At 72.6% G+C, this 13895-nt stretch carries 10 protein-coding genes and 2 pseudogenes; 5 read left to right on the forward strand and 7 right to left on the reverse strand.

Going from position 1 to position 13895, the window contains the following annotated elements; genetic code table 11:
* Positions 1-113: pseudogene (locus ACZ58X_RS05230) on the reverse strand (electron transfer flavoprotein subunit beta); the annotation flags it as partial.
* Positions 114-484: 371 nt separating this feature from the next.
* Here ACZ58X_RS05230 and ACZ58X_RS05235 point away from each other — a divergent pair.
* Both ACZ58X_RS05235 and ACZ58X_RS05240 read left to right on the forward strand, forming a co-directional pair.
* Positions 485-1753, forward strand: coding sequence for a hypothetical protein (locus ACZ58X_RS05235; RefSeq protein WP_470332343.1), 1269 nt, complete (start codon positions 485-487; stop codon positions 1751-1753).
* Complete coding sequence (locus ACZ58X_RS05240; RefSeq protein ID WP_470332344.1) at positions 1750-2316, forward strand: hypothetical protein; 567 nt, start codon at positions 1750-1752, stop codon at positions 2314-2316. Before ACZ58X_RS05235 ends, ACZ58X_RS05240 begins: the two co-directional genes overlap by 4 nt.
* Here the strand turns inward: ACZ58X_RS05240 and ACZ58X_RS05245 are convergent.
* Positions 2273-4438 carry a hypothetical protein gene (locus ACZ58X_RS05245; protein ID WP_470332345.1) on the reverse strand — a complete coding sequence of 722 codons (2166 nt, stop codon included), beginning with the start codon at positions 4436-4438 and terminating at the stop codon, positions 2273-2275. The two genes, ACZ58X_RS05240 and ACZ58X_RS05245, sit on opposite strands and share 44 nt — an antisense overlap.
* Before the next feature lie 213 nt (positions 4439-4651).
* Here ACZ58X_RS05245 and ACZ58X_RS05250 point away from each other — a divergent pair.
* A pseudogene (locus ACZ58X_RS05250) lies at positions 4652-4867 on the forward strand (AfsR/SARP family transcriptional regulator); the annotation flags it as partial.
* Positions 4868-4912: 45 nt separating this feature from the next.
* Complete coding sequence (locus tag ACZ58X_RS05255) at positions 4913-7738, forward strand: AfsR/SARP family transcriptional regulator (protein WP_470332730.1); 2826 nt, start codon at positions 4913-4915, stop codon at positions 7736-7738.
* Positions 7739-8160: 422 nt separating this feature from the next.
* Here the strand turns inward: ACZ58X_RS05255 and ACZ58X_RS05260 are convergent, their stop codons facing one another.
* From ACZ58X_RS05260 to ACZ58X_RS05275, 4 genes are all read right to left on the reverse strand, one after another.
* Positions 8161-8958, reverse strand: a complete 798-nt coding sequence (locus tag ACZ58X_RS05260; protein WP_470332346.1) for a family 1 encapsulin nanocompartment shell protein — start codon at positions 8956-8958, stop codon at positions 8161-8163.
* A gap of 62 nt (positions 8959-9020) precedes the next feature.
* A complete protein-coding gene (locus ACZ58X_RS05265; RefSeq protein WP_470332347.1) occupies positions 9021-10028 on the reverse strand; it encodes a Dyp-type peroxidase in 1008 nt (335 codons plus the stop codon).
* 257 nt (positions 10029-10285) lie between these two features.
* On the reverse strand, positions 10286-10915 hold the full coding sequence (locus ACZ58X_RS05270; protein WP_470332348.1) for an FMN reductase: 630 nt from the start codon (positions 10913-10915) through the stop codon (positions 10286-10288).
* The gene (locus tag ACZ58X_RS05275; protein ID WP_470332349.1) at positions 10912-12009 is read right to left on the reverse strand and encodes an LLM class flavin-dependent oxidoreductase; all 1098 of its coding nucleotides are present in this window, start codon (positions 12007-12009) and stop codon (positions 10912-10914) included. The genes ACZ58X_RS05270 and ACZ58X_RS05275 overlap by 4 nt, the downstream gene beginning before the upstream one ends.
* A 147-nt stretch (positions 12010-12156) precedes the next feature.
* On the opposite strand from ACZ58X_RS05275, the gene ACZ58X_RS05280 reads away from it, so the two are divergent.
* A complete protein-coding gene (locus ACZ58X_RS05280; RefSeq protein ID WP_470332350.1) occupies positions 12157-13038 on the forward strand; it encodes a PP2C family protein-serine/threonine phosphatase in 882 nt (293 codons plus the stop codon).
* Between the two features lie 119 nt (positions 13039-13157).
* On the opposite strand, the gene ACZ58X_RS05285 is transcribed toward ACZ58X_RS05280, so the two are convergent.
* Positions 13158-13739, reverse strand: coding sequence for a DoxX family protein (locus ACZ58X_RS05285; protein WP_470332351.1), 582 nt, complete (start codon positions 13737-13739; stop codon positions 13158-13160).
* Positions 13740-13895 lie beyond the last annotated feature (156 nt).

A 13895-nucleotide genomic window follows, 5' to 3' on the forward strand; every position in this document is an offset into this window, starting at 1 on the left:
TCCGACAGGAGGCCGTCCACACCCTCCCGGTCCGTGGTGTGGTCGTCCGCGAAACGACGGTCACCCGTCGCATCCGGCACGTACTTCACACAGACGACGATCCTCAAGCTCATGAGCGGTTTCTCCTGTCACGGGTGCACGGATGCACTGGATCCATGGCCTCAGGTCAGGCCGAGGGTACTGAGTGCCAACCCGGCCCGGCCGCGGCCCACGTGCCGCAAGCGCCACCTGGACCGGCATGCCGGGTCGGCTGTCTGCGACTGGCATCAGAGGCTCCACCGAGAGAATACGGCACTCAGTACCCCTGGTAAAGGCACTCAGTACCCTACCCGGTGTCCGGGCTCTCCCGCCGGGGCGACAAGCGGACACAAGGTTTCCGCAAGGCCCCGCCAGGTCTCGTCAATGAATCCACCAACCGACCGGGGGAGCATCGGCGGCGGGGCTCGTCGACGGCCCCGACCTGCGATCAAGGAGGGGGAACGGAATGACCTTGGTGCACGGGGAACAGGACATCACGACCGCTCACGGGACGCACGACAGCCCGACCTGGGGTAGCAACGGGCCGTGGGAGACCATGCCGGACCGCAAGCGGGTGCTGGTCGTCGCCCAGACCGTGGTCTACGCCCAGCGACTGCACGACTTCTACTCCCTGCTCGCCTCCGACCTGCGGATCCACGTGCAGTTCACGGTGGCACCGCACGTGTTCAACCGGGGTGCGGCCGAGGGCCTGCTCGCCCTGGGCGCCACCGTGCTGCCCTGGGAACAGGCCGTCCGACGCGAGTTCGACCTCGTCCTGGCGGCCGGCTCGCAGGGGATGGAACAGCTGAACGGGCCGGTCGTCCGACTCCCGCACGGCGCGGGCAACATCAAGCTGTCCCGGCACAGCGGACCGGACGGCGAGCGGGCCGCCATCGGACTCGGCCCGGACCACCTGTGCTGGGAGGGCAGGGTCGTCCCCAGCTCGTTCGCGCTGGCCCACCGGGAACAGCTGGACGAACTCGGCCGCAGCTGCCCGGAGGCCGTACCGATCGCCGAAGTGGTCGGCGACCCCTGCTACGACCGGATCGCCGCCGCGCTGCCGCACCGGGAGCACTACCGGGCGGCCCTGGGACTGCGACCGGAGGAGAAGTTCGTCCTGGTCTCCTCCACCTGGGGGGCCGGCTCGCTGTTCACCCGGCTCGACGCCGTCCTGCCCCGGCTGACCTCCGAGCTGCCCCGGTCGGGCTACCGCACCGCGCTGCTGACCCATCCGAACATCTCCGCGGCGCACAGCCCCTGGCAGGTGCGGTCCTGGGCGACGGCCACCGCGGGCGGAGCAGTCGCGGTCGTCCCGCCGGAAGCGGACTGGCGGCCGCTGCTGGTGGCCGCCGACTACGTCATCGGCGACCACGGTTCGGTCACCCTGTACAGCACGATGACCGGCGCTCCCGTCCTGCTGGCCGAGTACCCGCACCGGAACGTCAACCCGCGCTCGCCCTCCGCCCAGCTCGCCCGGACCGCGCCCGCGCTCGCCCCCGGACACCCGCTCACCGACCAGCTCACCTACGCCGCGGAGCAGTACCGCCCGGAGGACTACGCCGCGATCGCCGACCGGATCAGCTCCGAACCCGGCCGCTTCGACCGCAACGCCCGTCGGCTGCTGTACCGGGTGCTCGGGCTCGGCCAGCCTGCGCACGACCCGGCGCCGGAAAAGCTGCCGTTGCCGGCTCCGCTGGACACCCCGTTCGCGCCGGACTCCCGGCGGGCCGGATGACCGCCACCCTGCACACCGTGCGGCTTGCGCCACTCGCCGCCCCGCCGTCCTACGGGCCCCCGGCGAGCCTGTTCGACGCCCGGGTCGGCTCCCCCGCCGGCGCCCGCCACGTCCTGCTGGCCGCGGCCCCACCCGCCGCACCGCACGACGGCCGGCCCCGGCCCGGCTTCGAGGACGAGCACCTGGTGCTCGACCTCACCGAACCGACCGCCCTGCGCTGGCGACGGCAGGCCGACGTACTCCACCTCGGGCTCCTCCCGGCCGCCGACATCGGCGCGCGGCTCACCGGGGTGCTATCCGCCCACCCCGGCTGCGCCGTCGCCACCGCCGAACGTCGTGGCGGAGGGGTGCTGCTGCTCACCCGGACCGGGGCACGGCTCTTCCTGCGCTCCGCCCCCGGGGCGCACCGCACCGACGGTGCGCCGACGCTGCCGCTGGCCCTCGGGTCGCTGGCGCACGCCTGGCTGGCGGCCGGTCGGGCGCTGACCGAGCTCGACCGGTTCGGCCCGTGCGACCGGTTCAGACGGACGGGCCGCCGGGACGCCCCTCGGAAACGGGGGTAGCGAGCCCGTACGCGGCGAGGCGGTCCGCCAGTCGGGCCGCCTCGGCCGCGGCGCCCACGTCCTGGTAGCGGGCCCGCGACTGCTCGAACCGGGCGCGCGCCGCCTCCGGGCGGCCGCGCCGTTCCTCGACCTGGCCGGCGAACTCCAGCGTCCGTGCCTCCCAGTGCACCGACAGTCCGGTCCGGAAGCCCGTGAGGGCCGATTCCAGGCAGGCCTCGGCGCGGTCGTACGCACCGAGCAGGCCGTGTGCCAATCCCAGGAAGGCCCTCGCCCGGGCCACCTCGTAGTCGTCCCCGATCGAGGACAGCTCACGGCCCGCCCGCTCCAGGAGCTCCACCGCCTCGGCCGCCCGGCCGCCCAGCAGCAGCACCTCGCCGTGAGCCAACCGGGCCAGCGCCGAACCGCGGAGCTGGCCCTGGGCCTCCCTGAGCTCCACCACCCGGTGCAGGCACTCGGCCGCCTCCTCCAGCCGACCCGCCATCCGATGGGTCTGACTCAGCCCGTACAGCGCGTTCGCCTGGACCAGCGGCTGATCCCGCTCCCGGGCCAGGGAGAGGGCCGCAGCGAACCAGCCGGCCGCCTCCTCCCCGTCGCCCGCGTTCCGCAGGCCGTTACCGCCCGAGGTCAGCATCCGCAGCTCGCCGCTGCGGTCACCGACGGCCCGGGCACCCCGCAGACCGATCCGGTGGGCCTCCACCCACAGCCGGGCCGGACGCAACCGCAGGAACAACGGCCACATGGCGTCCGCGAGTTGCCAGGCGGCCGCGGGCCGGCCCAGCTCCTCGGACCAGCGCAGGAGGTCGGCCAGCCGGTCGCGCTCCTCGTCCAGCCATTCCACGGCCCGGGTGATGTCCACGAACTCGCGGGCCGGGTGCACGGGTCGGGTGAGGTAGTCACGGGCGAGCGTGCGGTGACTCGGTGAGACGACGGCCTCGGCGGCCGTGGTCGAGGCGAGGTACCAGTCGACGAGCCGGTCGAAGGCGGCCCCCGTGGCCGCAGTGCCCCGGTCCTCCGCCCCGCGCGCCCGGGCGTGCAGCCGGACCAGGTCGTGGAAGCGGAACCGCTCCGGTGCCCTCTCCTCCAGCAGGTGCACGTCGATCAGACCGTCCAGCAGCCGGTCCGCCCCGGGCAGGTCCAGGTCCGCAAGGACGGCGGCGTTCTCCAGCGTGAACTCGGCGAAGGGCAGCAGGCCCAGCAGTCCGTACAGCCGGGCACTCTCCGGCTCCAGCACTCCGTAGGAGGCGTCCAGCAGCTCCCGCACCGTCTCGCCCTCCACGTTCAGCACCGCCAGCCGGTCCGCGCCACGGCCCAGCTTCTCGGCGGTCGCCGCCAGCGGCTGGGCCGGCCGCGCCGCGATCCGTGCCGCCGCCAGGCAGATCGCCAACGGCAGCCCGGCACAGGCATCCACCACCTCGGCCGCGGCATCGCTCTCGTCCGCCACCCGGCGCTCACCGACCCGCTCGGCGAGGATCTCCTTCGACGCCTCCGGCGCGAGCGGCTCCAACCCCCGGAACACCGCGCCGTCTATCCCCAGCCCGGTGAGCCGGCGCCGACTCGTCACCACGACCACGGTGCCGTCCGAGCCCGGCAGCAGCGGCCGGACCTGTGCGGCGGTCGAGGCATCGTCCAGCAGCACGGCGATCCGCCGCTCCGCAGCCACCGAGCGCCACAGGGCCGCGCCCTCCTCCAGGCTGCGGGGCGCCGGTGAGATCCCGAACGCCCGCAGGAACGCGCCGAGCGCCTCGGCCGGGTCGGCGGGCCCACCCGGCGCGTACCCGCGCAGATCGGCGTACAGCTGGCCGTCCGGGAAGCGCCCGGCCAGACCGCGCAACCACTGGGCCGCGAGGGCCGTCTTGCCGACCCCAGCTGGTCCGGTCACCACGACGGTGGCGTCCGCCGCGCCGCCGCCCTCGCTCAACACCCGGTCCAGCGCCGCCAGATCGCCGCACCGGCCGACCAACCTCCTTGGACCTGGGGGCAGTTGGCGGGGCGTCGGCAACAGCGGCCGGGCGACCAGATGCACCCCGCCGTTGATCGTGCCCGCCTGCACCACCGAACCGCCGACCCCTCCGCCGGTCAGCGAGTTGCGCACGACCCCCGAGGGCAGGTCGGCGCCCGTCACGGGCAGCACCCCACTGCGGCCGGAATTGTCACTGGCTCCCCCTGCCTTCGACGAATTGACCCTTTCGCACTAGCAGATGACCTGTCGTCAAGTCGAGAACATTCCCAAAGGACCATCTCCCGAACCCCATCGTGGTATAGCCGATCGCCCCGGACGCGTGCCATGCTCACCCGCGACACGGCAAGCTGGTAGCCAACCGGCGGGGGGCGTCGCATGCGGATCCATCTCCTGGGTTCAGTTGAACTGTCGGTGAACGGAGAGCCATTGGCACTCCACTCCGACAAACGGAGGCAGTTGCTGGCCGCACTCGCCATGGAACTCGGGAGGCCGCTCTCCCATACGTCGCTCGCACACCGACTGTGGGACGAAGAACCACCGCCCAGCGCACTGACCAGCCTGTACAGCCACGTTTCGCACCTCCGCGCGCTCCTGAGACGCGCCGCCCGCGCCGCCGGGACGGAAAGACCCGGGGAAGTGCCCACGATCGACACCCGATCGCACACGTACACCCTGCGGGCGGACCCCCAACTCATCGACTGGCACCGATATCTGGACCTGTCCCAACGAGCCGGACTGCTCGCCGGTAACGGACAGGAGCACCAGGCCAGAACCGTCCTCAGCCGCGCCGAGGAACTCTGGGGCGGCGAGCCCCTCGCCGGTCTACCCGGGAACTGGGCCCGCACCACCCGCGCCACCATGGCCGACCAGCGCTTCGCCACCGCCCTGCAACGGATCGAGCTCGACCTGCGGATCGGCCGCCACCACGAACTGATCCCCGAACTCACCGCCCTGCGCGAGGACCGCCCCACCGACGAACGCCTGGCCCGTCACCTGATGACCGCACTCCACGCGGCCGGTCGCCAGGCGGACGCCCTGGCCGTCTACCCCGCCGTCGTCCGACTGCTGCGCGCCCGCCTCGGCACCGGCCCCGGCGAGGAACTCACCCGACTGCACCGGCTCATGCTCAACGGCGAACCCCTGCCGGGCGCACCAGGACGGGCGGAACTCGTCCCGGCCGCCGACTCCCCTGCCGAGGTCGCCGCGTCAGCCCCCGGCGCCCCGGGACGGCACCGGATGATCGGCAGGCGGGACGACCTGCGCCGTGTCCTGCCCGGCGCCGCCGACGCTCGGGGAGGGGTCGTCACCGTCTCCGCGATCCTCGGCATGCCCGGCGTCGGCAAGACCACTCTCGCCCTGCACGCCGCCGACCTGATGCGCGAGCACTTCCCCGAGGGGTACGTCCACCTCAACCTGCGCGCCCACGTCGGCAACCAGCCGCCACTCTCCCCGGAGGCCACCGGCGCCCTGCTGCTCAGACGCCTCGGCGTGCCCGCCACCACCATCCCGCTCGACGCCGACGAGGTCTTCGCCCTCTGCGCCGAGACCCTCTCCACCCGCCGGGCCGTCCTCGTCCTGGACGACGCCGCGAACGCCTCCCAGATCCGCCCGCTGCTGCCACCCGCGCCGGCCGCCCTGGTCATCGTCACCAGCCGCCAACGGCTCGCCGAACTCCCCGGCTCCCGGCCGGTCTTCCTGGACGTCCTGCCGGTCGACGACGCCGTCGCCCTGTTCACCGACCTGGTCGGCCCCGAGCGCTCGACGGACCGCGACCGCGTCGTCGAGATCGTCAACCGCTGCGGCCTCCTCCCGCTCGCCGTCGAACTCGCCGCCAGCCGCCTCAGGGCCCGCCCGTCCTGGACCCTCGACCACCTCGCCCGCCGCCTCGCCCGCAGGGGCCGCCTCGCCGAGATCCGCAGCGGCTCGGACAGCATCGCGCGCGCCTTCGAGGTCTCCTACCAGTACCTTCCGCCGAGCCAGCGATCGGCCTTCCGGTTGCTCGGCCTGTATCCGGGACCGGATTTCGGCGTGCACGCGGCGGCGGCACTCCTCGGGCGCACGGTGGACGAAACCGACCAGGTGCTGGAGGCCTTGCTGAACTGCCACCTGATCCAGGAGATCGCTCCCGAGCGGTACCAGCTCCACGACCTGCTGCGAGAGTTCGCGGTGGCGCTCGAACTGGGGAAGGGGCAGCGCGAAGCCGGCTTCGACCGCTTGCTTCACTACTCGCTCCACGCCGCCGACGAAGCCGATCGCCTGCTCTATCCGCGGCGCTCACGACTGCCCGTTCCGGGCCGCCTCGACGACCCCGGCCTCATGGGCATCCTGCACGATCTCTCACTGGGCTCCGCCGAGGCCGCGAAGTCCTGGTTCGCGACGGAACGGGCGGCCCTGATCGCCATGGTGTCGAGCGCGGGAGACCTCGGGAACCCCGCGACCGGCGCATGGCTCTCCCACGTCCTGGCCGGCTACCTCGAAGCCGAGGCCTACTGGAGCGAGGCCCGGGACCTCCACCAGGCCGCCGCCGCCTACTGGAGGTCCGTCGCCGACGACCGGTGCGAGGCGCGAGCCCTGATCGGCCTCGGCGCCACGCTCGCCAACGCCTCCCGGTACCCGGCCGCCATCGAGGCGCTGACCAGGGGCATCACGTTGGCACGTGCGGAGGGCGACCAGGACGCCACGGCCGACGGGCTCGGCATCCTCGGCCGGGCGCTCTGGCATCAGGGCACCCTGACCGAGGCCCTGGAACACCAACAGGAGGCGTTGCGGATCCGAAGAGAGAACGGGGACCACTGGAACGCCGCACGCTGCCTCGCCAACATCGGCATCGTGCACAGCTCTCTGGGGAACGCCGAGGAATCCCTGTCCGCCTACAGCAGCGCCCTCCCCCTGGCACGCGACTTCGGCGACAAGACCTTCGAGCTGCGGATCCTCAACAACATCGGCGACCTCCACCTGGGCGCCCGGAACCTGCCCGCAGCCCGGTCCGCGTTCGAACTGGTGCTGAGCATCGGGGAGGACCACATGCCGCAGTTCGATCTCGCCATCGTGCGGATCAATCTGGCGGCCTCGCTCAGCATTCCCGGGGAACTCGACCGGGCCCTGGAGCTCTACCGGTCGGCCCTCGCCACCTTCCGCGAGACCGGGAGCATCCGCACCGAGGTGAACGCACTGAACAACCTGGGCGACACCCTCCGCGCGGCCGGTCGCCACACCGATGCACGCGCCCAGTACACCGTCGCCCTCGAACTGGCCCGCTCCATCGGCACCATCCGCGAGGAAGCCATCACCCTGCGCGGCCTGGGACTCAGCGCGGACGCCCTGGGACTGACCACGCAGGCCACCGAGCACCTCACGGCAGCCGCCCACCTGGCGGACCGGATCCGGGCGGTGGAGGAGGCGGCCCGCGCACGGGACGCCCTGGCGGAGATCAAGCGCCGCCAGGAGCACTGCCCGTCCTGATGGCGGGCCGCCGACCCTCCAGGATACCCTGATTATCAGTCAACTATAATTACCTCACAAGTAACTTGAAGCTCGACAGCCACTCCTGGTGAACTTGCGTTCAAGCAATGAACATTGCGCCGATCGCAGGCTAGGAGAATCAGCACGTGCTGCACAAGAAAGCCCTCAGTGCACCGTCGACCGCCGTCACGGGCGGTCCATTCGAGCACAATCGGGAAGACTCCACGTCGTGCGGAGACCTCCTGCCCATCTGGTGCCTGATGGGCGAGCGCGGACGGCACGCCGTTCGCACACTGCCCGGTCACTGACCCGAGCGAAGGCTCCTCGCAGCACCCGCCGGAGCAGCTGCGAGGCGATCCGGGCAGTTTCAAAGGATGACGGCCGAGCGCTCGCCGAGGAGGAGAGCGCCGGACGGAACGTTCTCAGCGGACCAGGGCGACGGCTGCCTCTCCCGTGTAGACGCTGAAAGTCAACGACTCCTGCAGATAGAGCCGTACCGAGTCAGCGTCGTGGGAGAGGTAGCCGACGGAGACGTCCTGTCCGAGGTGGAGTTCGAAGTCGCCGCCGCGGGTGGAGAGCAGGAGGGCGCCCTCGATGGCGGGGGCCCAGATGAGTTCGCCGTCGAGGAGGCGGGCGATGTGGCTGGCGACGGGGTAGCCGTGGTCGGAGGTCTCGTTGACGGCGGTGTAGGCGTCGGCGCCGAGGAGAAGGGCGTAGGGACCGCCGACGCCGGCGAGGCGGAGGGCGGTGAGGGCCTGGCTGACCGCTTCGGGGTATGCGCGGACGTCGGCGGGGAGTTGGACCGGCGGGTTGGTGGAGTCGGCGCGGATGCCCTCGATGTGGGCGGCGGGGTAGCCGTCGAAGACGGTGCGGTCCTCGGCGCGGGCCAGGGTGCGGGCGGCGTCCTTGACGGGTTGCCAGTCGGAGTCGCGGGAGCCGCGTTCGACGTCGTCGACGGCGGCTCGGCTGACGGTGAAGGGGACGCGGAGTTCGACCACCGGGCGGCTGGTGCGGGCGTGGGCCTGGACGCCGTCGAGGGGTGGGTCGATGGTGGTGAGGTGGCCGGTGCCGACGGCGGCGAGGGTGGGGCCGTCGGGGCCGTTGAGGTCGACCACGCGGCGGCCGGCGATGTGCAGTTTGAAGGTCTGCCGGGCCTCCTCCTCGATCTCCTCCCAGGCGGCGGCGGAGACGGGGGCGAGTTCTCGGTGCAGGTTGCTCATGGTGCGGGTCCTGTTCAGGAGGTCGGCTGTTCAGGAGGTCGGCTGGTTCGGGCGCCGGGTGTTCAGGAGGTCGGCTTGAGGCTGCCGATGCCGAGGGAGCCGTCCGGGCTGGCCGGGGCAGCCTCGGCCGGGGGCGGCGCGGCGGGGGGTGGGGAGTCCAGGAGGTCGGCGGTCGGGACGAAGAACAGCGAACCGGTGACGGCGGTGGAGAAGTCGAGCAGCCGGTCGGTGGTGCCGGGCGGGCGGCCGAGGAACATGTTGCGCAGCATCTCCTCGGTGACCCCGGGGTCGCGCGCGTAGCCGATGAAGTAGGTGCCGAACTCGCCGCTGCGGCCGAAGGAACCGAAGGGCATGTTGAACCGGAGGATCTTCCGCTCGGCGCCGTCCGGGCCGGTGATCACGGTCAGGGCGACGTGCGAGTCGGCGGGTTTGACGTCGTCGTCCAGTTCGATGTCGGTGAGCTTGGTGCGGCCGACGGCGCCCTCCTGCTGCTCGACCGCGAGTGCGTTCCACTTGTCGAGGTCGTGCAGGTACTTCTGGACGATGACGTAGCTGCCGCCGGCGAAGCCCGGGTCCTCCTCCCCCACCACGACGGCGGTCTCGGCCGCGCGGCCCTCGGGGTTCTCCGTGCCGTCGACGAAGCCGAGCAGGTCGCGCTCGCCGAAGTACTTGAAGCCCTGGACGGAGTCGACCACGGTGGCCGCCCCGGTGAGCCGGTCGACCAGGCGGCTCGCGAGTTCGAAGCAGAGGTCCATCCGTTCGGCCCGCAGGTGCAGCAGCAGGTCGCCCGGGGTGGCCGGGGCGCGGTGGCGGGGGCCGGCCACCTCCTGGAAGGGGTGGAGTCCGGCGGGACGGGGGCCGGTGAAGAGCCGGTCCCAGAGGTCGGAGCCGATGCCGGTGACGCAGGTGAGGCCGCCCTCGGGGGCCCGGAAGCCGACGGCCCGGCGCAGTCCGGCGAGGTCGGGCAGCAGGTCGCGGACGGTGGGCTCGCCGCCGGGTTCCACGGTGAGGACCAGGAACACCGCCGCACTGGTCAGCGGGGAGAGCACGGCTTGGGGTTCGGGCTGCACGGCGGGGTTCCTCCTCGGGAGGTTCGCAGGAGGCTCGCGGCGGGCTCTCTCGCGGGGCCGGGGGATGGACGGGTCGTGACAGATCGGTACCAATCTGATCATCCCGGCGGCGACCTCGCACGGCGGACGGCCCCACCCGGCGGACGGCGCGCAGCCGGCGGACGGCCCCGCACCGCGGACGGCACGCAGCCGGGCGCGGGCAGGCGGAAGGGCGGGGCGCTCGGTCGCGCACCCGCCCCTCCGCCTGCCCGCGGCCCTCAGACCCGCAGTGCCGCCAACTGCTCGGCGAACGGGACCACCTGCTCCGGCACCGCCGCCTCCCCCGCCGCCGGGGCCCGCCCGGCGAGCAGGGCCGCCAGCTCGCCCGCCGCGCGGTCGATCCGGCCCGGCAGGCCGTCGGTGAGCGCGTCGCCCGCCGTGCCCCAGTCGTCGGTGGCCGCGTACACGGCGGTCGGCAGCACCACCGCGCGCAGGTAGCTGAACAGCGGCCGGACGGCGTGCTCCAGGGCGAGCGAGTGCCGCGGCGTGCCGCCGGTGGCGGCGATCAGCACCGGCTTGCCGGTGAGCGCGTCGTGGTCGATCAGGTCGAAGAAGGACTTGAACAGGCCGCTGTAGGAGGCGGTGAAGATCGGCGTCACCGCGATCACCGCGTCCGCCCCCGTCACCGTCTCGATCGCCCCGCGCAGCGCGGCGGCCGGGAAGCCGGTGACGAAGTTGTTGGCGATGTCCACGGCGAGGTCCCGCAGCTCGACCACGGTGACCTCGACCTGCCGCCCCTCCAGCCCGAGCCGGCGCACGGTCGACTCGGCGAGCCGGTCGGCCAGCAGCCGCGTCGAGGACGGCTTGCTGAGGCCGGCGCTCACCACGGCCAGCTCGAGTGCGGTCACTTGGCCACCTCCACGGTCTCCTCGTCGCGGGCCGCGACCAGCGCGGCGTGGGTCGGTCCGTCCGGGACGCCGGCCGGGCGGCCCTTGGCGAACTCCTCGCGCAGCACCGGCACGACCTCCTCGCCCAGCAGGTCCAGCTGCTCCAGCACGGTCTTGAGCGGCAGGCCGGCGTGGTCCATCAGGAACAGCTGGCGCTGGTAGTCGCCGAAGGTCTCGCGGAAGGTCAGCGTCTTCTCGATGACCTCCTGCGGGCTGCCGACGGTCAGCGGGGTCTGCTCGGTGAACTCCTCCAGCGAGGGCCCGTGTCCGTACACCGGCGCGTTGTCGAAGTACGGGCGGAACTCGCGCACCGCGTCCTGGGAGTTCTTCCGCATGAACACCTGGCCGCCGAGGCCGACCACCGCCTGCTCGGGGGTGCCGTGCCCGTAGTGGGCGTAGCGCTCGCGGTAGAGCTCGATCAGCTTCTGGAAGTGCTCCTTGGGCCAGAAGATGTTGTTCGCGAAGAAGCCGTCGCCGTAGTAGGCGGCCTGCTCGGCGATCTCCGGACTGCGGATCGAGCCGTGCCAGACGAACGGCGGGACGTCGTCCAGCGGGCGCGGGGTGGAGGTGAAGGACTGCAGCGGGGTGCGGAAGCGGCCCTGCCAGTCGACGACCTCCTCGCGCCACAGCTGGTGCAGCAGCGCGTAGTTCTCGATCGCGAGCGGGATGCCCTGGCGGATGTCCTTGCCGAACCACGGGTAGACCGGGCCGGTGTTGCCGCGGCCCATCATGAGGTCCACCCGGCCGTCGGCGAGGTGCTGGAGCATCGCGAAGTCCTCGGCGATCTTCACCGGGTCGTTGGTGGTGATCAGCGTGGTCGAGGTCGAGAGGATGATGCGGTCCGTCTGCGCGGCGATGTAGCCGAGCATGGTCGTCGGCGAGGACGGGACGAACGGCGGGTTGTGGTGCTCGCCGGTCGCGAAGACGTCCAGGCCGACCTCCTCCGCCTTGCGCGCGATGGCCACCATCGCCTTGATCCGCTCGTGCTCGCTGGGGGTGCGGCCGGTGGTCGGGTCGGGGGTGACGTCGCCGACGGTGAAGATTCCGAACTGCATGCTGCTCACCACACTCCAGGAGGGGCCAGATCGTTCAACTTTCAACCACCCTAGCACGCGAGTGCGGATCGTTATTCCCGCGGTTCCCGCCGACAATGGAAGGCGGGCCCCGGCAACGGCCGGAGCCCGCGGAAGGGCGGCGAACCGATGGCGCCGTACATCGCGGTGAGCGCACTGAGCCACGAGGGCCTGGTGCGGGAGCACAACGAGGACAGCCTCACGGTCGGCCCGTGGACGCTCTGCGCCACCGTGACCACCAATCCGCAGACCCTGCTCTTCCCGCTCGGCCCGCCCTGCGTGGTCGCCGTGACCGACGGCCTCGGCGGCCACCCCGGCGGCGAGGTGGCCAGCGCCCTGGTCGCCCGCCGACTCGCCGCCGCCGGAGGCCGACTGGACGGCGAGGAGGCCGTCCGGGAGGAGCTCCAGGAGTGCAACCGGGCGGTCTACGCGGCCGCCGCCGGGGAGCCGGAGCTGGCCGCGATGGGGACCACGGTCGCCGGGCTGGTGCTGCTGCCCGACCGGGCCGTGGTCTTCAACGTCGGCGACAGCCGGGTCTACCGGATCAGCGGTGACGGCCCGGAGTCGTCGCCCGCCGAGCGGTCGACGCGGGGGCGGTCGACGCCGGAACGGCCGGACCCGGCGCGGGGGACCCCGGCGCACGGCAGCCCGGCACGAATGAGCCCGGAGCGGGTGAACCTGGAGCGGGTGAGCGTGGACGACAGCCCGCCCCTGCCTCCGGGCCGGCGCACCACCGCGCTGGTCACCCAGACCCTGGGCGGTTCGCTCGGCCTCACCTTCGTCGAACCGCACGTACGGGTCTCGCCGCTCGCCGCCGGCGACCGCTACCTGGTGTGCAGCGACGGTCTGACCGACCCGGTCCCCGAGGAGGAGCTCGCCGGACTGCTCGCCCGCGCGGACGGGCCCTCCGACCGGGCCGACGGCAGGGCCGCCTTCGAGCTGTGGAAGGCGGCCGTCGAGGCGGGCGGCCCGGACAACATCACCCTCGCGCTGGTGCGGATAGGCGAGTAGCCGCGCGGCGCTCCGGAAACGCGCGGCAGCACCCGGGAACACCGGAACGCCGTGCCGACTAGCCATCAGCACAGCGTCCAGGAAAGCGAGTTGAGACGCCGACGGGCGGCACCGGGCTGCTACTTGCGCAGCAGCAGGATCACCCCGGCCGTCGCCAGGCCGACCAGCACGGCGGCCGCGCCGTACGCCAGGCGGTGCGCCTTCAACACCGGCAGGAAGCGGTCCACCGCGTAGCGGCCCGGGCCGGTCAGCGCCAGGGCGGCGGCGCCCGCCGTCAGCAGCAGCTCGTACTCGCTGCCCTTCGGGGCGAAGAAGCCGCCGCCCCAGGTGACGGCGATCGCGTTGACCATCGTGCCGACGATCGCGGCGCCCGCCAGCGGGGTCAACAGGCCGACGGCGAGGCCGAGTCCGCCCAGGACCTCGGTCAGGCCGGCCACCACGGCCATGGCGTTGCCGGCCGGGTAGCCGCTCATGGTGAAGAACTGACCGGTGCCGTCGATCCCGCCGCCCCCGAACCAGCCGAACAGCTTCTGACTGCCGTGCGCGGCCATGGTCAGGCCGAGCACCAGGCGCAGGAGCAGGAGTCCGGCGTCGTAGGCGTGCGGGGAGGTCGTCGCGGGCCCGGAGCCGTCCCGTGCGGAACGGGCGGCGGGGCTGGTGGGACTGGTGGCGGCGGTCGTGCTCGGGCTGCTGCTCGGCATGCGCGTCTCCATCGATCGGGGTCGGTCGTAGGTGTGTGGTGATGCGGCCGGGCGGGGTGGGACACGCCACGCCTGTTGTTCAAATTTGAACCGGCCGCTCCTCGACCGTACCGTGGAGTTCGAATGTGAACAACTGACGGTGCATGGACGAGTCGC

This window comes from Kitasatospora sp. NPDC040550, from assembly GCF_055594965.1.

What these genes read in the sequence shown, in the direction of transcription:
- ACZ58X_RS05235 (WP_470332343.1), top strand. Translation starts at nt 485, where the DNA reads ATGACCTTGGTGCACGGGGAACAGGACATCACGACCGCTCACGGGACG.
- ACZ58X_RS05240 (WP_470332344.1), top strand. Translation starts at nt 1,750, where the DNA reads ATGACCGCCACCCTGCACACCGTGCGGCTTGCGCCACTCGCCGCCCCG.
- ACZ58X_RS05260 (WP_470332346.1), bottom strand. Translation starts at nt 8,958, where the DNA reads ATGAGCAACCTGCACCGAGAACTCGCCCCCGTCTCCGCCGCCGCCTGG.
- ACZ58X_RS05275 (WP_470332349.1), bottom strand. Translation starts at nt 12,009, where the DNA reads ATGCAGTTCGGAATCTTCACCGTCGGCGACGTCACCCCCGACCCGACC.
- ACZ58X_RS05280 (WP_470332350.1), top strand. Translation starts at nt 12,157, where the DNA reads ATGGCGCCGTACATCGCGGTGAGCGCACTGAGCCACGAGGGCCTGGTG.
- ACZ58X_RS05285 (WP_470332351.1), bottom strand. Translation starts at nt 13,739, where the DNA reads ATGCCGAGCAGCAGCCCGAGCACGACCGCCGCCACCAGTCCCACCAGC.